This window comes from Flavobacterium sp. LC2016-12 (genome assembly GCF_015351595.1).
Classification (GTDB): domain Bacteria; phylum Bacteroidota; class Bacteroidia; order Flavobacteriales; family Flavobacteriaceae; genus Flavobacterium.
The window spans coordinates 44,171-66,428 of the sequence record NZ_JADKPT010000018.1 but is presented as its reverse complement, the minus strand read 5'-3'; the positions used below and the strand labels follow the sequence as shown (position 1 = coordinate 66,428).

Genomic DNA, 22,258 nt, shown 5'->3' with positions numbered 1-22,258 from the left:
CAATCTGAATTTTGAAATTTGATTCGTTAACCGAATCTTAAACTAATTTTAGTAATCAAAACGTTTGAAGGCTTCGATTGCTTCGTATTCTGCCAAACCTAATTCATCATATAGAATTGCGGTATTTTTGTTACGATCTTCTGCCCTAACCCAAAATTCTCTGGAATCGTTTCCTTGAAACATAACTCTGTCTTTTTGAGACTGGTGATATAAAATGGCATGACGCTTCAATAATACTTCTGATGGAGAAAGCGGAACGGCCATATCAATTTCGTGAATATCCCATTCATGCCATGCTCCTCTGTACAACCATAACCAGCAATCATCCATGTATTTTTCTGGCTTCAGGGCGGCCATTGCTGCGAAAATTGCATTAAGACAAACTTCATGCGTTCCGTGCGGATCAGCCAAATCACCTGCAGCAAATACCTGATGTGGTTTTATTTTTGCGATAATATCTTTGACAATTTCAATATCTTCAGGGCCTAACGGGTTTTTCTTTACCTGTCCTGTTTCGTAAAATGGAAGATCAAGGAAATGTGTGTTTTCATCTTTTAAGCCGATGTATCTTGTCGCTGCGTAAGATTCTCTTCTTCTGATAAGTCCTTTTAATTTTCGAACTTCCAAGGAATCAATTTGATTCTCTGATTTACTATTTAAGAATTCAATTACCGATTTGAAGTTTATTCCACTACCAGCTTCACCTATAAAATCTTTGGCTACTTCGGCAAATTTCAGAGCCTCGTCATCAGTAACTGCTATATTTCCAGAGGTTTGATATACTACGTGTACATCATGTCCTTGTTTTATCAATTTTGAAAAAGTTCCTCCCATAGAAATCACATCATCGTCTGGATGCGGACTAAAAAGAATCACTCGTTTTTTTGCAGGATTAGCTCTTTCAGGACGATGAGAATCGTCTGTATTCGGTTTTCCACCTGGCCATCCCGTGATCGTATGCTGCAATACATTGAACATATTAATGTTCAAATCATAAGCAGAACCTTCTTGCGCCAAAAGATCAGACATTCCATTATTGTTGTAATCTCTGTCTGTTAATTTTAAAATAGATTGTTTTGTTTTTTGGCATAACCAAACAATCGCTTTGCTTTTTAATTCTTGTGTCCAGATGCATTCCCCAACTAACCAAGGCGTTTTGAAACGGGTTAATTCTGAAGCTGCGGACTGATCCAATACGAAAGTCGCATTTGGATGATTTTGTAAAAATGTAGCAGGAACTTCAGAACTGATATCACCTTGAATAGTTCTTTTGATGATATCGGCTTTGTTTTGTCCCCAAGCCATTAATACAATTCTTTTAGATCTCATTATGGTAGAAACTCCCATGGTAATTGCTCTTTTTGGAACATTATCAATACCATTAAAATCAGATGAAGCATCTACTCTTGTTATGTGATCAAGTGTAATAATTCTTGTACCAGAATTGATGTGTGATCCTGGTTCGTTGAAACCTACGTGACCTGTACGTCCGATACCTAATAATTGAAAATCAAGTCCTCCTGCTTGTTTAATATTCATTTCATAATCGATACAGTATTGATTTAATTCATCAATAGATACGGTACCGTCAGGGATATTTACGTTTTCAGGTTTAATATCAATGTGATTAAAAAGATGCTGATGCATGAAATAGTGATAGCTCTGATTGTTCTCTTTTGTCATTGGATAGTATTCATCCAGATTAAAAGTGATCACGTTGCTAAAACTCAGACCTTCTTCTTTGTGCATTCTAACTAATTCCGCGTATACCTTAATAGGAGAAGAACCTGTTGCTAAACCTAATACACAAGATTTATTCTTTTCTTGTTTAGATCTGATTAACTGAGCGATTTCCTGCGCCACAATTACTGAAGCTTCTGCAGAACTTTTAAAGATCTCATTATGAATTTTTTCAAATCGAGTTTCTTCAAATTTTCCAGCACTTTTATAGCTAATATCAGGTTTGATTTCTAAAGCACTTTTCATTTTTTTCTTTTTTTGTATTTACAATTTTGGTTTTTGAAATGGTATAAACAACTTTCGCTGCTTATACCATTTACCAACCAAACTTAAATTCTTTTAATCTTTATGTTTTAGAAGTTTGCTTTGTTAACATCCCACCAAAGTCTTGTTGCTCCGTTGTCTGGCCCACCTAAAACAGCTACACCAGATTCAACACCTTTAGGGTTGTTTGCAGCTTCAGATTGAGCAAAAGGAAGTCTTCTAACTCCAAGTTCAGTACTAATTACACCTCCACTTTTATTATTTGCGATTCTGAATAATTTTGGATAACCTGTTCTTCTAAACTCAGACCAAGCTTCTTGTCCGTCAGGATAAGTAGCAATCCATTTTTGAGTTATGATTTTTTCAAGATTAGTTTCATTATCAGCACCCCACGCTACTGTAACTTTAGAAACCGCAGGAGTATTATTAGCTGGGAATAATGGATCTACATAATCAGCTGCTTTTTTAGTATTATCTGCAGCATAAGCAGCCGCACCTTCAACACCATTTTGATCAAAAGATGCTTTGATACCAGCCTCGTACAAATCTTTACCAGTTCCGCCCATGTTCCATCCTCTTAAAGCTCCTTCTGCTCTTAAGAAATAAACTTCCGCAGTTGACATCCATGTAACTTCACCAGTTTTCGTTCTTGGACCTGTTTGCGAGAATTTTGCATAAGTTGTTCCTGAAGGATAAGTTACACCTGTTCTTACTGAAGCATATTCCCCAGGAACTTGATCTGAAGTATTCCAGTATTTAGCAAGACGTGGATCTCCATAACCTTCTAAAATTGACTGCATGTCAGCCCCCATAGCTAAACCAACCCAAACATGGCTCATTACGTCAATTACGTTAAGATCAACAGGAGATTTAACTTTCATGACATCAGCATTTACTTTGAAAACACCAATTGAATTACTTACCGCTTTTTCTGCTTCAGTTTTTGCTAATGCAGGATCTGCTTTAACAATGCGCATAGCCATTCTTAAACGAAGTGAGTTAGCATACTTAACCCATTGTGTGTAATTTCCGTTGTAAAGAGATAGATCTGTCCCTGTAAAAGTTGAAGCTTCGTTTGCGTTGATTCTTTTTGTCAATTCGGCAACTGCAAAATCTAAATCTTTAAACATTTGACTATAAATATCTTTTTGAGAATCATAAGTAACTGTGCCATCTGCACCATATTTAGAGTACACAGCAGGACCGTACATATCAGTAATTCTTTGCATTTGTGCCACTTTGATAATCAACGACCATGCATAAAATTGGTCAAATTTACCTTTAGCTCTTTGTTCAACTTTGAAAAGATTTGCAATAATATCGACATAAGCTGTATCCCAAGCAAAACCATTCCATCCTGGATTTAAAGCATAATCATAGTTATTTTCATTTCCAAAAGGAACTGGAGTAATCATATAACCAGACCATGCATCTGCCTGCAAACTCTGCTGAATCTGATATTGCCAAGTAATATCAGAAATGTATAATCTACTAAATGCTGGTTTAAACAAACTTTTAATATTATTAAAATCTTGCTCTAATTGTGCTGTACTAGCCCCTTCAGGGTTAGTGTTGATCTCCTCAAAATTATCTGTACAACTGAACGCTGCAAGTAAAGAGAAGCATATTGCTGTTCTTTTAAATTTATTTATTGTCATGATTGTAAGATTAGAATGTTAAGTTTAAATTAAGACCAATACTTCTTGTTGAAGGCAAACCGAACACATCAACACCTTGTAAACCTTCACCTGTGCTTAAAGCAACGTTTGGATCGAATGGTGCATCTTTATATATGAAGAATAAGTTTCTAGCAATTAAAGATATACTGGCTGACTGTACAAATGGCAATTTGTCTTTTTTGAAAGTATAACCAATAGAAACTTCTCTAACACTTACATTAGTAGCATCATAAACATACTCACCTGAAGCTCCGTTTCTACCTCCTACTGTGCTGTAATAATTTAAAGCATCCATAGTAGTTACTGCAGAACCATCGCTTGCTTTTACACCATTGATTTTTACTCCCCCAGCATTTCTTGCATCACCAGTTGCTTTAGAAACACCATTGTAATCATTGATAGCTTGAGTTAAGCTTAAAACTTCACCTCCAAAACGTCCATCAAGTAAGATATTTGCTGTAAATGATCCCAATTTGAATGTATTAGAGAAACCTAACATAAAATCAGGATTTGCATTACCAACTTCTTCCCAATCTGTCCTTTGAATTGTATTGTCATCATTAATCAAGATTCGTCCTTGATCATCTTTTTTAAGATTTTTACCTTCAATTACTCCAAAAGGCCTTCCTTCAATTAATGAGTATCTGTAGCTGTTAGATCCTGGGTCAGTAATAACAATTCTTCCATTTGAGCCTTCTGCTGAAGGAATATCGTTTACTCTACTCTTATTTTGTGAGTAATTAATTCTAGATTCCCAATTGAATTTTTCGCCTTTAACAACATCAGCATATAATACAACCTCAAAACCTTTATTAGAAATACTACCCGCATTAATTGCATAATTAGTATAACCATTAGGGTTTGTAGAGGGAGCAGCAACTTGAAGAAACTGATTTTTAGTTTTTGAATCATAGTAAGAAAGTTCAAATCCTAATCTATTATTAAACATTCTCCATTCTGTACCTAACTCAACCTCTGATTTTAATTCGGGTTTTAATGTAGTTCCTGGCATTGGTCCAACAGGTGGATTTACAATACTTCCTGCAACTATAGTGGCAGTAGGGCTTGTAATGAATGCAGAAATATCATTACCAACTTGCGCATAAGTAGCGCGAACTTTTCCAAAGCTGATAACTTCTGGCATTGCAAACATATCACTAAGGATACCTGTAAGACCTATCGATGGATAAAAGAAACTTGGATCATCTGTATTAACTAAAGTAGAAGACCAGTCATTTCTTGCAGCAAGATCTAAGAACAAATAATCTTTGTATCCAAAAGTTGTAGCAGCAAATAGAGATTGTACTTCTCTTTCAGCACCTGATTGTACGTTACCATTATTACTAACAAAGTTACCTAAAGTAAAAATATTAGCATAATTTAAACCTCCACCAATTCCTGAATCAACAGTTAAACCAGTAGTTTTAGAATTATTAATACTTGCTCCAACTGTACCATTAAATGAAAAGTTATCATTAATTTTTGTATTAAATAAAGCTAAAATATCAGCATAATTTTGAGTTCCAATCAAATTAGCATTAATGTATCTTCCTGTTGGATGAACCAATGAAGTTGCAGAAGTAGCATACATTTCTTTTTGGAAGTTACTTTCACTTCTGTTATAGCTATATCTTGAAGTCAAATGAAACCATTCAGCAATTTTATAATCTAAAGCAATAGCTCCGTTAAAAAAATTATTTGTATCAACCGATTTTTGCTTGTTAATCTGCCAATATGGATTTTCATTGTTTTCGCTTACTGTAGCAAAACCTGGGTAATTTTGAACCATCATATTTCTAACTGGATCAAAAATCTCATAAGTTTTTAAATCATTCAAACTGAAAGCTCTTGGATGAGAAAAAACACCAGCAATTGGATTGAAGTATAAACCATTTGTTGGTCTGTTGTTAATTGTTTGAGCAACATAATTCCCCGTTACTGCAACACTTAACTTGTCATTGAAAAATTTACCAGTTTGACGAACTCCGAAGTTGTTTTTCTTTAAATGATTTCCAGGAACAATTCCTGAAGCATTTGTATTAGCATAAGTTAAACTAGTTGAGTTTCCTTCAGTAGCTTTTGAGAATGCCATAGAAGTAATTTGAGTTGTTCCTGTGTTAAAGAAATCTTTGATATCTCCTTCAACTTTTTGTTTAGCACCCCAGCTTCTTGGATCTCCATCATTCGAAGTATAATCTGATTGGAATTCTGGCAAGTAAGCAGCACTATCAAATGTAGTAACAGAGTTTACATTGAAAGACTCAACTCCAGCTTTTGCTTTTTTAGATGTAAGCAAGATTACACCATTAGCTCCTTGGCTACCATATAATACAGAAGCCGCAGCACCTTTAAGCACAGTCATTCCATCATAATCATCAGGATTAATTAATGAAACAACATCACCACCATCACGGTTACCTCCTGCTAAATCTCCGAAAGTTCCATTTGGTTGTCCACTACCTTGATTGTACAAAGGAATACCATCAATTACATATAAAGGCTGGTTGTTTACGAAAGATGAATTACCACGAATTACAACTTTTGTAGAACCTCCTGATCCAGATGCAGCTTTTGTTACAGCAACACCAGCAATTTTACCTGCAACAGTGTTAATAAGGTTGGCATCTTTTACACGAGTCAACTCTTCTCCTTTAAGCTCTTGAGCTGCATAAGTCAAAGATTTTCTAGTTTTTTTGATACCTAACGAAGTTACAACAACTTCGCTTAATGCATTTGAAGTAGCTTGATTCATCTTCACATTAATTGTAGTATTATCTCCTACAACTAAAGTTTGTGACTCTAGACCAACATAGCTAAAAACCAATGTTTGTCCTTTTTGCGCTTCAATTGTGTACACACCGTCAAAATCGGTAGTCGTACCTCTTTGACCTCCTTGCACAGCAACGGATGCACCAGGCAAGGGCATTCCATCAGAATCTGTAATCACACCTTTAACATTTTTTACCTGAGCAAGAGAAACTTGCGCCGTAAAAACAATCATAAAGATTAAGAAAATTTTTTTCATGTTTATTTATTTTGTTAGTTATGAGGTAAAATTATTCTTAAGGTATTGTTAAAAAAAATAAATTATACAAACAGCTTTATTTTTTAAACAAACGACATAAAACAATCAATAATGCGTTTTTCGAAAACGTTTTCATATGAAAATATTACGCCTTTTTAAGTTTTTATTGTTTTTTTCTTTAAAAGAATTGCGTTTTACCAACTAATTGTTTAAAGTTGCACTATATTTAAGAATAGTTAAAAAAAAGTTAATCCCTTATCAATACATTGAACATTGAACGAAATTCAAAAATTAAACTTTGACATAAAACTTCAAAATCACTTCTGGTTTTGGGGCAGTTACTTTACTCTGAATTTTTTAAGATGGGGAGCGTACTTTAATGATTACCCTTATTCTTTCAAATCGAATTTAGTTGAGTTCTCGCTGCATATTCCTTTAGTATATTTTAATCTCTTTGTTTTAGTTCCGAGATTTGTACTAAAACAGAAGTATATTACTTATACCTTTTCATTACTGCTAAGTCTTTTTGCTATCTATTTACTTAAGACAGCGCTTACCTATTACATTATATCCGAAAATATCTGGCCAGAAGCCAATAGAGAATATCACCCTTTTGAAATTAATCACATTGTAGCCGTTTGTATTGGTGAGCTGTATGTCTTAGCAATGGCGTCCTCTGTTTACCTTACCTTAACCTGGTTACGCGAGCGAGAAAGAAACAGATCGTTGCGCGAGAATCAGTTTAAGATTAAATTAAAATATCTCGAAAACCAGATTCAACCGCATTTCTTTTTCAACACCTTAAATAACCTATACGCATTATCTTTAGAATCTTCGGCGAAGGTTCCTGATGTAATTATCAAATTATCGAATTTGATGGAATACGTTTTGTACGATGTAAAGGGAACCAAATTTGTTCCTTTAATTAAAGAAATCGATTATATTCAAAATTATATAGAAATTGAAAAGTTACGTTTTGAAAATGTTGAAGTTACGATCAATCTAGAATCCAATATTGAAGACATTGTTGTACCGCCTCTTATATACATTTCATTAGTCGAAAATGCCTTTAAACACGGCGCTTTAAACAATCCAAACTTAAAAATTAAGATCAATTGTAAAGTTATCGACAATAAAATGTTAGATTTTGAAATCTTAAATAATTTTGTAATTTCACAAAATCTTAATTCAAAAGGCGGAATTGGGTTAACTAATACTAAGAAGAGACTGAAGTTAATTTATAAAAATAATTTCAGTTTAAAACAAACGACAAAATTAAATTACTATATAATCCGTTTGCAAATACCTATTCAAAATGAAGATTAAATGCGTGTTGGTTGATGATGAGCCATTAGCTATCAAAGTCTTGCAAAATTATTTTAATAATTTTACTGATTTTGAGGTTATTGCTACATTCAATAATTCTCTTGAAGCGCTTGATTTTATAAACAGTACAACTGTCGATGCGGTATTTTTGGATATTAATATGCCAATGATGACCGGTTTTGAATTAATCAGCCTGATAGAAAACAAAACCAAAGTAATTATCACAACAGCATTTAGAGAATTTGCTGCTGAAAGTTATGATCTTGATGTTTTAGATTATTTGGTAAAACCTATTCCACTTCCACGATTTATAAAGTGCATTAATAAAATCACAACAGAATTTAATTTAAAAAACAATATTAAAGTAGAAACCACAAAAGGTGATTCTCATATTTTTATTAAGGTTGATAAAAAGATGATGAAAATTAATATTGAAGAGATTTTATTTGTTGAAGGCATGAAGGAATATATAAAAGTTGTTACTCCTGATAAAACCTATATTACCCACAAATCATTAACTTCATTATCTGAAGAATTGCCTGCAGATCGCTTTCTTAGAATCCATAAATCCTACGTTATTGCACTAAACAAGGTTAAATCTATTGAAGGAAACCGTGTACAGATACAATCCTACACTATTCCAATTGGAAGAAACTACAGTAAAGATGTAAAAACTAAAATTCTTGAATAAATATCATTTCATTTCTCATTTTATAACTAGGTAAAAATTAACACATTGTTGAAAAAATGATGTTGTTGGTTTAAATTTAACATTATTTGTGCCTTTTTATTTTTTTTTGATATACTTAACAAATATATTTACGGTCTTCAAAAAAACAATAAATTAAAAAATTAACCTTATTACAATTATGAGTTCAGAAAATGTGCAAACCAAATGGGGGCAATTTATCTCATTGATAATCGTCTTCTTCTTTTGGGGTTTTGTTGGATCTGCCAACGATATCCTAATTCCGGTATTTAAAAAAGTATTTACTTTATCTCAGGTACAATCACAATTAGTAGCTTGGGCTTTCTACGTTTCTTACTTTGTAGGATCAATAATCTTCTTTTTAGTTTCTTTAAAAGTAGACGTTTTACAAAAATTCGGATACAAAAGAACACTTTCAGCTGGTTTACTTCTTTCGGCTGTTGGTTCATTCTTATTCATTCCGGCTGCTACAATGGAAAGTTTCCCTTTCTTCTTAACTGCCTTATTTACCGTTGGTTTAGGATTTTCAATTCAACAAATTGTAGCTAATCCTTTAGCCATTAAAATGGGAAGTCCTGCTACAGGAGCACACCGTTTAACATTGGCAGGAGGTATTAACTCTTTCGGAACAACTATTGGAGCTATCTTATTAGGAATTGCTCTATTCGGAATGGGAGATGACAAGAAAACTTCACTTTCATTAGAAGATATTAAACTGCCATTTATCATCTTAGGTCTTGCTTTTATAGCTGTGGCTATTTTCATGAACTTCTCTAAAATTGAAGATCCTGCAAAAGAAGAGGAAGAAGTGGTTAAAGTAGCACATGAAAAATTCAACATTTTAGACTACCCACAACTTTATTTAGGAATGTTGGGTATCTTCATTTATGTGGGAACTGAGGTAACTATCATTAGTAATTTACCTGCTCTACTTCATACTGCTGAATTTGGTAATGTTTTAGAAGATGCCATTGCACCATTTATTGCCCTTTATTGGGGAAGTTTAATGATTGGTCGTTGGAATGGTGGAGTAAACGTTTTCGATACATCAAACCTTGTAAATACTGCTCTTAAGTTCATTGTTCCCGCTATCGCATTTGGGGTAATCATTGGAGCAAATATTTTCGCCGGACATGACGTTTCTTCGTTTTATATCTACCCAATCTGGATTTTACTATTTATAGCTGTAAGTTTTGTGGGAGGTAAAAATGCCGGAAAAACTTTAATGCTTTTCGGTATATCAGGTGTATTAATGATGTTGATTGGATTGGTTTGCCCGGATCCTTCAATTGCTAAATTCTTCTTTATCTCTGGAGGTTTATTCTTATCTATCATGTGGCCTTCAATCTTCGATTTAGCGATTGCAGGTTTAGGGAAAAACACTGGAAAAGCATCCTCATTCTTAATTATGATGATTCTTGGTGGAGGAGTTATTCCTTTAGTACAGGGAAGTATCTGTGATATAGATCTAACAAGTCCAGAAGGTATTTTTGGAATCACATGGACACATTTCTCGTATATTGTTCCTTTAACTGGTTTCGCATACTTAGGCTTTTACGGTTTCTACTGTCCTAAAATATTAAAAAGACAAGGAATTAATCATGTTGAAGGTGGTGGCGGAGGTCACTAAAACCTAAAAATAAAAAATAAAAAAAATCCCAAATTTCAATTTTTACCAATTGAGATTTGGGATTTTTTTAGCTTAAACAATAAGAATTGTATTTTATTTTTCCGTCATGATGTTACTCAAATTCTTTTTAAAAATTGCCTTATTTTGCTCTGATAAAGTATAGACCACATCCTTATCAGCATGAACAATAATTTTAGCTATATTAGCCTCTAAAAGCGCCTTAGGCTCTTTAATTTTCAACGTACAGGCACCATCAAAGAATCCATCATCTTCAATTGTCTTTTTTGCCTCAATTACAGTTCCATCATTTAAAACAGCCGAAATGGTCATTTCCTTATTCAACGTTTTAGAGTAAAAACCATCCATTACCAATAATAAACGGTAAGAGTTTTTCATTTCCGGACCTTTAAACTCGTGGCGTGTAATATTATATCTCAGCCCTTTTGCCAGTGTCTGAAACTTTACTGTACAGTCTAATTCAAAAGTGGCGACATCACCCGCCTCATTTACTGATTTCAAAACCCTCGCTTGTGCATTTACCTGCAAACCAGCTACTAAAAACAAAAACATTACTAGTACTTTTTTCATATGTAGGTTATTTTTAAGAATAAAAATATAAAAAAAATCGCCACCTTTCACAAGAAAGATGGCGATTCTATGTAATGTTTAAATCGTATTACTTATTTCCTTTTTCGAAATCAGCAACAAACTGAGCTAAACCAATATCAGTTAACGGGTGTTTCAACAATCCGTAAATTGCTGAAAGCGGACCTGTCATAACATCTGCACCAATTTTAGCACAGTTTACAATATGCATTGTATGACGTACTGAAGCAGCCAAAATTTGAGTTTCGTATCCGTAATTATCATAAATCAATCTAATCTCTTCGATTAAATTTAAACCATCTGTAGAAATATCATCTAAACGACCAATAAAAGGAGAAACATAAGTTGCTCCCGCTTTTGCAGCTAATAAAGCTTGTCCAGCAGAGAATACAAGTGTCACGTTTGTTTTAATTCCTTTATCTGAAAAATATTTTGCAGCCATTACACCTTCTTTAGTCATAGGTAATTTCACTACGATTTGGTCATGCAATTCAGCTAATTCTTCACCTTCTTTAATCATTCCATCATAATCCAACGCATTTACTTCAGCACTTACATCACCTTCTACAAGATTACAGATATCAACATAATGCTTCAAAATGTTGTTTTTTCCAGTAATACCTTCCTTCGCCATTAATGACGGATTAGTTGTTACACCATCTAAAACACCTAATACTTGTGCTTCTTTAATTTGCGCTAAATTAGCTGTATCAATAAAAAATTTCATAATTTATATATTTATAATTGTGTTGAATATTATTTGGGCGTGACTCCTATTTGCAAAAGGCGCACTCAACAAACCGCTTATGAGCGCCTTTTGCAAATAGGGTCGGGCTATACGCACTACTTCGGTAATTAGCTTCTATCCCTCACGCAAACCCAGCTGCAAAATTACAACTTAGAATCTAAACTTAGCACCAATAGCCAAATCAATTCTCCATAAATTTTCAAATTCGTCGTCTTTAAGCTTAATAGTTTCTGTTCTACCATCTGGATATTTGTACTTAAATTTTTTCAATACTCCTCCAACAAAATTAACTTGTGGTCCTAGTAAAAAATGAGGCGTTATTCTAAAATGATACCCCATTCCACCAATCATACCCAAATTTGCTCCCGTTATTTTCAATGGGCTGCCAATAATAGTAGATTTGTTTTGATACGAAAGATATCCAAGCGCTAACTCTAAATTAGCTTCACCAACTCTCGCATGTTCATCCTCTGTCAATATAAAGGAAGGTCCAATAAATGAAATCGTAATATCATCACTAAAATCACCTGTCACAATTGTCCCATTATCCAGAGTAATTTGCTGATTATGAATAGTTCCAGAAGATTTATAAACATTATATTTCAAACCAAATCCGGTTCGGCCTTCTTTAAGATAATAAGCACTTATATCATAACTTAATCCCGATTTTAATTTTTTTAAATATTCTTTTTGTTCAGAATTTAGGCCATCCGGTGAAGAAGCAACTCTAAAACTTTGTCCAACATTAGCAGTTACTAAAAATTTTGAAGTTTTAAATCCATAACCCGGACCATAAACAACCTCATTAGCTGTAACAACTTTCGAACTCGAAATTAGCTGAATAGTATCTTTCGTAATTATTGGCTGATTATAAACGGCTGTATTTTCAATCCTCAGCAAATCAGCAGTAATTCGATGGCAAGTACTTCCAAATGTACTCGGATATAAATGTTCAGTAATTAATAACGCATTAGCACCACTTTTACGAGCTTCTATTTTTGCCTTTTCAAGGACAGTATTCAAATCACAAGTGGTAGTAAAACCAGTATCTCCGATTTTAGTGGTTCCAATTTTACTATAGTTTGAAGGAAGTTCAGATTTAGCGTTAAAAATGACAACTTTATCAATTTCATTTAATTTTTCATGTTTTTCAGAAACAGAAGTTCTAATTTTTGGAGAGCAAGAACAAAAAACAACAGTAACAAGCAATAAAAGGTATTTCATTTTGGGGCTAAATAATTTTATAATTTATAGTGGTTCATTAACATTTTTTCATAAACTTTATCTGGAAGAGCACGTTTTAACACGATCGAAAATTTCTGCATAAAGACACCAACTTTGTAATGCACTTTTGGATTTTTCTGTTGCATAATTTTAAAAATAGCTTCAGCCATCTCATTAGGATTACTTCCTGCATCAACATGCTCATTCATCGTTGCAAGAGTGTCTCCATAAACTTTCTCATAAGCAGAACCCTGAATAACTGGTGCATGATAACGCCCTGAAGCAATATTTGTAGCAAAATCGCCTGGCGCTACGTTTGTAATTTCAATTCCAAAAGACTTCACTTCCATTCTTAAAGCTTCAGTAATTAACTCTAAAGCTCCTTTAGAAGCTGAATATACGCTTCTGTACGGTAATCCCATATAACCCGCAATTGAGGTTATATTAATAATCAAACCCGATTTTTGCCCACGCATTTGCGGTAAAACAGCTTTCATTACTTCAATTGGACCGAAAAAATTGGTTTCGAAATTGTTTTTAATTTCTTCCATCGGAATTTCCTCTAACGGACCCGTAATTCCAACACCAGCATTATTAATTACAACATCTAATCGTCCTGAAACTTCAATAATCTTTGCAACAGCAGACTGAATCGATTCTGTATTACGAACATCTAAAGTCAATAATGGAAAAATAGAATTAAGAACTTTTTCAGGATTTCTACTTGTTCCGTAAACAACGAAACCTTTTTTATGTAAAAATTCTCCAATAGATTTTCCGATCCCTGAGGATCCTCCGGTAATTAAAACGACTTTACTCATTTGCTGGTTAGATATTAAATGTTATAAGTGAAATGTGATGTATCATAGATAGAAATTAATGCAATAGTTAAAAACATTTTTCCTCTAACATATAACTTCTCACTATACGAAAGGTCCAAAAATAAAAAAATCCTCCCGAAGGAAGACTACTTTTGTATTAAATCTAAAAAATAAAAAAATGGCAAGCGACCTACATCGCACCGCTCAACCACGTACCCTTGCTATGTTCCCATCCTGGGGGAGTCTGCAGGAGCTGGTCGTGTAGGACTTGCCGGTGCAAATATACAATCTTTTTATATTTTTGCAAGAGCTTTGTTGCTATAAAAATATCGTCGTATATTGGCTTATTCAAATTTTTAACTATGAAAAAATATAACTTCCTAACTGTCATTTTATTAGGAATCACATTAATTGGATGTGGAGATAAAAATAAAAGTGAAAATTCTTTTTTTACTATTGATGATTCCGCTTTTCCAGCACATTTTCTTCCTCAGGAAGCTGTTTCGATCGCAGTTTTAAATCCAAATGCAAAGGAAATTGACAGCATTGCCTACTTTGTTAACGACAAAAAAGTTGGAAGTGCTAAAGGTGCAGAAAAATTCAAATTTGAATTAAAAGATCAAAAATTAGGTTATCAATATTTAAAAGCGAGTGTTTATTTTGATGGAGATTCTTCAGATGCAACAAAAAGAATTGAGGTCGTTTCTAATGTTGAACCTAAATTATTAAGCTTTAAAATCGTAAATACCTATCCTCATGATAAAAAATCTTTTACCGAAGGTTTAGAATTCTACAAAGACACTTTATATGAAAGTACCGGAGAAAAAGGAAATTCGTTTTTAAGAAAATACGATTATAAAACAGGCAAAACCTTTAAACAAATAAACCTTGAACCAAAATATTTCGGCGAAGGAATTACTTTTATCAACGGCGAATTGTTTCAGCTAACTTGGCAGGAAAAAACAGGTTTTATTTATGACGCTAATACTTTAAAACTTAAAAAAACCTTTACTTACGAAAAAGAGATAGAAGGATGGGGAATGACAAATGATGGTAAATTTATTTATCAATCAGACGGTACAGAGAAAATCTGGAAAATGGACCCGGCAACACAAAAAATGGTTGATTATATCAATGTTTATTCAGGAACTTCAAAAATAAAAGCAGTAAACGAATTAGAATTAATCAACGGAAAATTTTATGTGAATGTATTTCAAAAAGATGCAATTGCTATCGTAGATCCAAAAAATGGCGCTGTCGAAGGAATTTTAAACATGTCAAGTTTGCGTAAATTAATGACCGATATTGATTCTGGTGATGTTGTAAACGGAATTGCTTACAATCCAAAAACTAAAACCATTTTCGTAACCGGTAAAAACTGGAGCAAAATGTTTGAAATTACAGTATCAGAATAAGCTAAATAGAAAGCCAAAAACACGAATTTCACAGATTTCACGAATTGTTTAGTGATAATTTGTGAAATTTGTATTTTACAGCAATACTTAAATAACTAAATCAATATAATGATTACTCTTATTACCAACATAAAAGAATTACTTCAGGTTCGAGAAACTACACTCTCCAAAGTTTCCGGAGCCGAAATGGCAATTCTCCCAACTATTAAAAATGCTTTTTTAATTTTAAAAGATAATCGTATTGAAGATTTTGGATCAATGGAAAATCTTCCAGAAATTAAAGCTGATAAAACTATAGACGCAACTGGCCGAATTATTTTACCTACCTGGTGCGACAGTCATACGCATATTGTGTATGCAGGAAATCGCGAACAGGAATTTGTCGACAGAATAAACGGTTTTACTTATGAAGAAATCGCCAATCGCGGTGGTGGAATTTTAAACTCGGCCAAAAAACTCAATGAAACTTCTGAAGAAGAAATTTATGAGCAATCCAAACTTCGATTAGAAGAAGTTATGCATTTAGGAACCGGAGCTGTTGAGATAAAATCAGGTTACGGACTTACTGTTGAAGGAGAATTAAAAATGCTGCGCGTTATTAAAAAACTGGCAGAAAATTATCCCATTGCTATAAAGGCTACTTTTCTGGGCGCTCATGCTTTCCCTCTGCACTATAAAGAAAATAAACAAGGTTATATTGATGAAATTATAACAAAAATGCTTCCTGAAATCGCTCAAAACAAACTAGCGGATTATATTGATGTTTTTTGTGAAACTGGTTATTTTTCTGTTGAAGAAATGGAAAAAATTATGGAAGCCGGAATTCAATTCGGCTTAAAGCCAAAAATTCATGTGAACCAATTCAACTCAATTGGAGGAATACAATCTGGAATCAAATTTAAAGCCCTTTCTGTCGATCATCTCGAAATTATGAACCCAGAAGACATTGAAGCCTTAAAAAATACTGAAACAATGCCTGTTGCTTTACCGTCTTGTTCTTATTTTTTAAGTATTCCGTACACACCTGCCCGTGAAATAATAAAAGCAGGTTTACCTATTGCTTTAGCAACAGATTTCAACCCTGGCTCTACTCCATCAGGAAATATGAATTTTGTTGTTGCAACAGCTTGTATTAAAATGAAAATGACTCCTGAAGAAGCCATTAATGCAGCCACTATAAACGGTGCATACGCGATGGGACTTTCTGAAACCCACGGAAGTATTACTAAAGGCAAAAAAGCCAATTTAATTCTGACAAAACCAATTTCTTCTTATTACCAAATTCCATATGCTTTTGGCAGCAATTTAATCGAAAGCATCTTTCTGGAAGGGAAAATTCTAAACTAAATCAAAAAAAATAGCACAATAAAAAAAGGTCTGTAAAAATTACAGACCTTTAATATTTTAGTGGTATTGTATCCCGCTGGAGATTATCTTAAAGAGAAACTAGTTTTAGAAACTAACTCATCATTATCAAAAACATTGATAAAATAAGTTCCTTTTTCGAAATCTTTACCAATTAAGTCTTCAGAAACCTGAACCGTTTTATTTTCATATTTTACAGTAGTTTTAAAACTGTACGTCAAAGTGTTATCTCCAAACGTTTCCGTTTTTTTATCTCCTAAAACATTGTTTTTACTATCGATAACTTGTACATAATACGTTTTATCTCCAGATTTAGCAATTGAATTTTCAGCAATTGTAAAACTAACTTTTAAAACATCTGCACGGCTTGCTTTATCTGTTTCAACTTGTTTACCAGAACCTTTTACTTTGTAAGCAATAGTTTTAGTGTTTAAAACTGATAATTTAGAACCTTTTTCAACCGTTTTAGCCAATTCTTCGTTTTGACCAACTAATACTTCGTTATACTTTTTAGACTCTCCTAAAACCACAATAGTACTATCTCTTTGAACTGTTAAAACACCGTTTTGTTTTTTCAATTCGTCGTTTTCAGCAACTAAAGTTTTCATTTTACCTTGCATTGCCTGAACCTGAGATCTGTATTTAGACACATCTCCTTTAGATTTATTCAAATCGTCCATCAACGCTACTACTTTATCTCTTTCCTGAATTAACTCATCAGACATTGAAGTGTTTTCAGCGATAGCAGCATCATACGTTGCTTTCAATTCCTGCAAATCTTTCATAACAGATTCTTTCTCTGTCATGGTGGTTGTAAGTTCCGTCTTAACTACTTCTGTATCAGAAGACAATTTAAAAATATACACTAAGCTACCAATAAGTAGGACTGCTAAAACTGCGATTACCGCTTTTAGACTTGAGTTGTTGTTCTTTGGGTTTTCCATATTTAAATAATTTTCTTTAAAACAAATTTAAGAATTAATATATCCTAATAACGTAAGTTAATACAATTATATTATTTTTGGACAATAATTTTTTTTTATGGAGAAATTAATTCCTTTTACTGTTAATGATTTAGCAAAAGTCACAAATCACCGAAGTGGCGAAATAAAGTTTGGAGAAAAGATGATTGTTGTCCCTAAAGGTGCTGACAAGATTGCTTTTCTAAAAGAAAGTGAGGCTAAATACGTGCTTTTAGGAATTCCTGAAGATATTGGCGTGCGTGCAAACTACGGGAGACCCGGAGCAGCATCAGCATGGCAATGTGCAATAAAAAGTATTGCTAATATTCAGCATAATCGTTTTTGCAAAGGCAGCCAAATTATTGTTCTAGGCCAAATAAATGTTGCAGAAGAAATGCGTGATGTTGAAAATCTTGATTTTAATGATATTGACGACCGATCTAAATTAAGTCAGTTAGTAGAAAAAATAGACAAAGAAGTTTCTCATATTATTTTCACTATTATAAAAGCTGGAAAAACACCAATTATTATTGGCGGAGGGCATAATAATGCTTACGGAAATATAAAAGGTTCGGCTTTAGCCAAAGGAAAACCTATAAATGCCATTAATTTTGATGCGCATTCCGATTTTAGAATTTTAGAAGGACGTCACAGCGGAAATGGTTTCTCTTATGCTTATGAGGAAGGTTTCCTTAAAAAATATTTCATTTTTGGATTGCATGAAAATTATACTTCAAAGAGCGTTCTTGATATTATTAAAAAATTAGAAGATCGCGTTAGATATAACACCTATGACAGCGTAAACATTCGAAAAGAAAAGGAATTCAACAAAGAAATGATCATGGCTTTAGATTTTATAAAAAATGATTCTTTCGGTATTGAAATTGATTTGGATGCCATACCAAATATCGCCAGTAGCGCTATGACTATAAGTGGTTTTTCTGTAGAAGAATTAAGACAGTTTATCTCCTTCTTTGGACAACATAAAAATGCTACCTATTTACACATTTGTGAAGGTGCTCCAGATTTAGCTGATTCGCCAAATAATAATTTAATAGGAAAATTAATTGGCTATCTGGTAACCGATTTCATCAAGGCCAACAACGAAAAAATCTAATATAAACTAAAATTTTAATTGCTCGTAATTAGTGAATTTCCTAAATAAACCCCAATTCAAATAAACGATTGGCCGAATAAACCTATCTTTGCACAGAATTTAGTACTTTAAACTAAAATCTTAATACCTAAGATATGTTATTCGAAGATTTATCACTTTCAAAAAGTATACAAAAAGCCGTATTTGAAGAAGGCTACCTTAACCCCACACCTATTCAGGAACAATCTATTCCGATCGTTTTATCGGGAAGGGATTTAATTGGTTGTGCACAAACGGGTACAGGAAAAACAGCGGCATTTGCTATTCCAATTATACATCAGTTACACCGAATTGTAGGCTCATCAAAAAAAGCAAAACAAATTCGTGCTCTTATAGTTACACCAACGCGTGAATTAGCGGTTCAAATTGGACAAAGTTTTGATACTTATGCCAAATACACCAACCTAACTCAATTGACTATTTTTGGTGGAGTTTCTCAAAATCCTCAGGTTGATACTTTAAAAAATGGTGTTGACATTCTGGTTGCAACGCCAGGAAGATTATTAGACTTACAGAAACAAGGATTTCTTGATTTAGACCATTTACATACATTGGTTTTAGATGAAGCCGATCAAATGCTGGATATGGGTTTTATAAACGATGTAAAAAAGATCGTAAAATTAACTCCTAAAAACCGTCAGACTTTACTGTTCTCTGCAACAATGCCTATTGCGATTCGCGAATTGGCTGAAATGTTTCTGCAAGATCCTGCAAAAGTAGAAGTTTCACCTGTTTCATCAACTGCTGAAACTGTAGAACAACGTGTTTATTTTGTTGAAAAAACAGAGAAAAGAAATTTATTATATCATTTAATAAAAAACGAAGATTTATCAAACGTATTGGTTTTTTCAAGGACCAAACACGGTGCAGATAATGTTGTAAAAGCACTTCGTAAAAAAGATATTCCTGCTGAAGCCATTCACGGTGATAAATCTCAAAATGCGAGACAACGCGTTTTGGATGCTTTTAAAAACAAAGAAGTTGGAGTTTTGGTCGCAACAGATATTGCTGCAAGAGGAATCGATATTGATCAATTACCCTATGTAATCAACTTTGATTTACCAAATATTCCTGAGACGTACGTTCACCGAATTGGTAGAACTGGACGTGCAGGAAACGGCGGAATTGCAATCTCGTTTTGTGGTAAAGATGAAGAGCCTTATTGGAAGGATATTCAGAAACTAATTAAAGTAGATGTAAAAACAATTAGTGACCATCCTTACCCATGGCATTCAGGAAGTCCGGAAGCAATGGCAGAAAAACCTAAAAATTCAAACCGAAGCGGCGGTGCTCATAAATCAAGAAAGTCAAGTGCTTCTAAGCAAAATAAAAAACGTTGGTATTAACCAACGTTTTTTGCTTCTTTTATTAAGTAACTTATAATCTTAAATAGCTTAATTGGCTCAAAAGGCTTTACTATAATATCGTTTATTCCTGATGAAATAGCCTCATCTGTTATTTCATCCTTATCAAAAGCTGTAAGTGCCACAATTGGTGTTGATATGCCCTTTAAGCGAATTCTTTTAGTAGTTTCAAATCCATTCATCAATGGCATATTAATATCCATTAAAATTAGGTCAAAATTTTCTTTCTCTATAATATCCAATGCAGCAAAACCGTCATCAACTACTTTGCATACATAATTATTTTTTTCGATAATCTTCTTTGTAACTAACTGATTAATCAGATTATCTTCAACAATTAAGATTTTATAAACCTCGCTGGATGTTAAATCCACCTCTATTTCATCAATAATTTTTTTCGTTTTTTGAGGATCATGTTCAAACGGAATTACAAACGAAAATGAAGTTCCTTCACCAATATTGCTTTCTAAATTAATTTTACTTCCAAACAATCCTAAAAGTCGTTTTACGATACTCAGTCCTAATCCAGTACCTTGATAATCCTCCTCTTTTCTTCCTACTTGTACAAATTTTTCGAAAATTTTGTTCTGATCAACAACTGCAATTCCAACACCATTATCTTTTATATGAAACTCTAAAAAATAAAACTTCTCCTCTACCTTATTCAAATTGACAATAATTTCTACTTCTCCGTCTTTCGTAAATTTCAAAGCATTACTAACAAGATTCATTAAAATCTGTGCTAATCTTAATTTGTCTCCAATCAAATATTCAGGAATACAGGGATCAATATAAACCTTGATCTTGTTATTGTTTTTTTGTGAAAGAAAAGAAAGTGAATTTTTAATCATTGTAATTTCATCTGAAATATTGAATGTCAGATTTTCAAGAATAACTTTATTTTCTTCAATTTTATTAATCTGTAGAATATCATTTACCAAAGAAAGAAGGTAGCGTGCAGAGAACTTCAAGGAACTTAAATGTTGACTTTGTGCCAATTCTTTATGTTCTTCAAGCAACATGTTCGTTATACCTACAACTCCATATAAGGGAGTACGTAATTCATGACTTATAGTCGAAATAAATTGTGTTTTAAGCAAAGAGGCTTCCTCAGCAATTTCTTTTGCTTGTAATAGCTCTAAATTATGTTTCTTTTTAAATCTGATATTCTTTATCAATGTAATTATCAAAACAAGCAGAATAAGAGAAATAAGAACGAAGAGTATAACAATAATTCGAGATTTTTTAAGACTTTGATATTGTGAAATTTTTTCATTCTCAATTTTATCAATTTGTCTTTTATATTCATCTAATTCAAGATTAAAACCTGCAATAGAGGCTTTTTTAAGCTTTTCCTGATTATACAGTTCTTCTGTGATTTGATTGTATGCAGTAAGATTATCATAAGCTTCTTTAAATTTCTTTGTTTTAGTTAGAAACTTCGAATATTCTAAATGTGCATAAGACAAGTCAGACTTCTCATCACTATTTTGTCCAGCAGCAATGGCAGATAAAAAATAAGCATTTGCAGTATCATTATTACTTAAATAACTAGAATACATGCCATTAAGCATATTCACAACAATCTCTGTAGACTTATCACCATACTTTTCAATATTATTACCCACAAATTTCAAATAAGGATAACCTTCTTTAAATTTTCCGATATCAAAATACGCCCAGGCAATATTAACATTCGTATAATACACCTGACTGATATCGTTAATCTTTAAGCTGTATGCAATTGATTTTTTGTAATAGTCAATTCCTTTATCAAATTGTTTTTTTTCAAAACAAAATATATTTCCTAAATTATTATGAAGGCTGTACTTTATAGAATCGTTATTTGTTTTATTTGCATAGGTCAAACTTTTATTGTAGAAAAAAATAGCCTTGTCAAACTCCGATAGTTCGTTATAATTGCCAGCAATTATCTTATAAGACTTCGCAATTAAATAATTGTTTTTTGATGCCGTAGCATAGTTTAAAGCTACTCTTGAAGTAATTAGTGATTTTTCAAAATTTGCATCTTTAAAATCGTCCCAAGCCTGTTGAACAAGTTTATTAATTTTAGCGTCTGAAATGACTTCCGACTGCGCATTAGCTGAATTGACAAAGCAATTCAGAAACAACATAAGAAGGAAAAAAATCCGCATACGGGGCATAGGTCGGCTAATTTTCTCAAATATACACTTAAAAATAAAAAAAAGCTGTATTTCCACTA

The 22,258-nt window shown here is 33.0% G+C and carries 16 protein-coding genes and 1 other RNA gene; 7 read left to right on the top strand and 10 right to left on the bottom strand.

The features are described 5' to 3' along the window. Nucleotides 1–48: 48 nt before the first annotated feature. From nagB to IRZ99_RS20575, 3 genes are all read right to left on the bottom strand, one after another. Nucleotides 49–1,986, bottom strand: a complete 1,938-nt coding sequence (nagB, locus tag IRZ99_RS20585) for a glucosamine-6-phosphate deaminase (RefSeq protein WP_194659256.1) — start codon at nt 1,984–1,986, stop codon at nt 49–51. Nucleotides 1,987–2,093: 107 nt separating this feature from the next. Then, the gene (locus IRZ99_RS20580; protein ID WP_194659255.1) at nt 2,094–3,662 is read right to left on the bottom strand and encodes a RagB/SusD family nutrient uptake outer membrane protein; all 1,569 of its coding nucleotides are present in this window, start codon (nt 3,660–3,662) and stop codon (nt 2,094–2,096) included. A 10-nt stretch (nt 3,663–3,672) separates the two neighbouring features. After that, nucleotides 3,673–6,708, bottom strand: coding sequence for a SusC/RagA family TonB-linked outer membrane protein (locus tag IRZ99_RS20575; protein ID WP_194659254.1), 3,036 nt, complete (start codon nt 6,706–6,708; stop codon nt 3,673–3,675). A 273-nt stretch (nt 6,709–6,981) separates the two neighbouring features. Between IRZ99_RS20575 and IRZ99_RS20570 the strand changes: the two genes are divergently transcribed. The 3 genes from IRZ99_RS20570 to IRZ99_RS20560 all read left to right on the top strand — a co-directional run bounded on the left by IRZ99_RS20570 (nt 6,982) and on the right by IRZ99_RS20560 (nt 10,373). After that, nucleotides 6,982–8,034, top strand: coding sequence for a sensor histidine kinase (locus IRZ99_RS20570; protein ID WP_194659253.1), 1,053 nt, complete (start codon nt 6,982–6,984; stop codon nt 8,032–8,034). Beyond that, the gene (locus IRZ99_RS20565; protein WP_194659252.1) at nt 8,024–8,725 is read left to right on the top strand and encodes a LytTR family DNA-binding domain-containing protein; all 702 of its coding nucleotides are present in this window, start codon (nt 8,024–8,026) and stop codon (nt 8,723–8,725) included. Before IRZ99_RS20570 ends, IRZ99_RS20565 begins: the two co-directional genes overlap by 11 nt. Nucleotides 8,726–8,903: 178 nt before the next feature. Further along, nucleotides 8,904–10,373 carry an MFS transporter gene (locus tag IRZ99_RS20560; RefSeq protein ID WP_194659251.1) on the top strand — a complete coding sequence of 490 codons (1,470 nt, stop codon included), beginning with the start codon at nt 8,904–8,906 and terminating at the stop codon, nt 10,371–10,373. Nucleotides 10,374–10,466: 93 nt separating this feature from the next. Here the strand turns inward: IRZ99_RS20560 and IRZ99_RS20555 are convergent, their stop codons facing one another. The 5 genes from IRZ99_RS20555 to ffs form a co-directional block, all read right to left on the bottom strand. Then, nucleotides 10,467–10,961 carry a hypothetical protein gene (locus IRZ99_RS20555; RefSeq protein WP_194659250.1) on the bottom strand — a complete coding sequence of 165 codons (495 nt, stop codon included), beginning with the start codon at nt 10,959–10,961 and terminating at the stop codon, nt 10,467–10,469. A gap of 88 nt (nt 10,962–11,049) precedes the next feature. After that, entirely contained in the window at nt 11,050–11,706 is a 657-nt protein-coding gene (gene fsa, locus IRZ99_RS20550; protein ID WP_194659249.1) for a fructose-6-phosphate aldolase, read from the bottom strand. A 171-nt stretch (nt 11,707–11,877) separates the two neighbouring features. Next, nucleotides 11,878–12,951, bottom strand: coding sequence for a hypothetical protein (locus tag IRZ99_RS20545; RefSeq protein ID WP_194659248.1), 1,074 nt, complete (start codon nt 12,949–12,951; stop codon nt 11,878–11,880). Between the two features lie 17 nt (nt 12,952–12,968). Next, the gene (locus IRZ99_RS20540; protein ID WP_194659247.1) at nt 12,969–13,772 is read right to left on the bottom strand and encodes an SDR family oxidoreductase; all 804 of its coding nucleotides are present in this window, start codon (nt 13,770–13,772) and stop codon (nt 12,969–12,971) included. 176 nt (nt 13,773–13,948) lie between these two features. After that, an RNA gene (gene ffs / locus IRZ99_RS20535) (signal recognition particle sRNA small type) lies at nt 13,949–14,046 on the bottom strand. Between the two features lie 88 nt (nt 14,047–14,134). On the opposite strand from ffs, the gene IRZ99_RS20530 reads away from it, so the two are divergent. Then, complete coding sequence (locus IRZ99_RS20530) at nt 14,135–15,187, top strand: glutaminyl-peptide cyclotransferase (RefSeq protein WP_194659246.1); 1,053 nt, start codon at nt 14,135–14,137, stop codon at nt 15,185–15,187. A 108-nt stretch (nt 15,188–15,295) separates the two neighbouring features. Beyond that, entirely contained in the window at nt 15,296–16,534 is a 1,239-nt protein-coding gene (hutI, locus tag IRZ99_RS20525) for an imidazolonepropionase (protein ID WP_194659245.1), read from the top strand. A gap of 83 nt (nt 16,535–16,617) precedes the next feature. Here the strand turns inward: hutI and IRZ99_RS20520 are convergent, their stop codons facing one another. Then, nucleotides 16,618–17,496, bottom strand: a complete 879-nt coding sequence (locus IRZ99_RS20520; protein WP_072972025.1) for a hypothetical protein — start codon at nt 17,494–17,496, stop codon at nt 16,618–16,620. Nucleotides 17,497–17,593: 97 nt separating this feature from the next. On the opposite strand from IRZ99_RS20520, the gene IRZ99_RS20515 reads away from it, so the two are divergent. Beyond that, nucleotides 17,594–18,631, top strand: a complete 1,038-nt coding sequence (locus IRZ99_RS20515) for a formimidoylglutamase (RefSeq protein WP_194659244.1) — start codon at nt 17,594–17,596, stop codon at nt 18,629–18,631. Between the two features lie 134 nt (nt 18,632–18,765). After that, nucleotides 18,766–20,016 carry a DEAD/DEAH box helicase gene (locus IRZ99_RS20510; RefSeq protein ID WP_194659243.1) on the top strand — a complete coding sequence of 417 codons (1,251 nt, stop codon included), beginning with the start codon at nt 18,766–18,768 and terminating at the stop codon, nt 20,014–20,016. On the opposite strand, the gene IRZ99_RS20505 is transcribed toward IRZ99_RS20510, so the two are convergent. Further along, on the bottom strand, nt 20,013–22,190 hold the full coding sequence (locus IRZ99_RS20505) for a response regulator (protein WP_228519136.1): 2,178 nt from the start codon (nt 22,188–22,190) through the stop codon (nt 20,013–20,015). The two genes, IRZ99_RS20510 and IRZ99_RS20505, sit on opposite strands and share 4 nt — an antisense overlap. Nucleotides 22,191–22,258 lie beyond the last annotated feature (68 nt).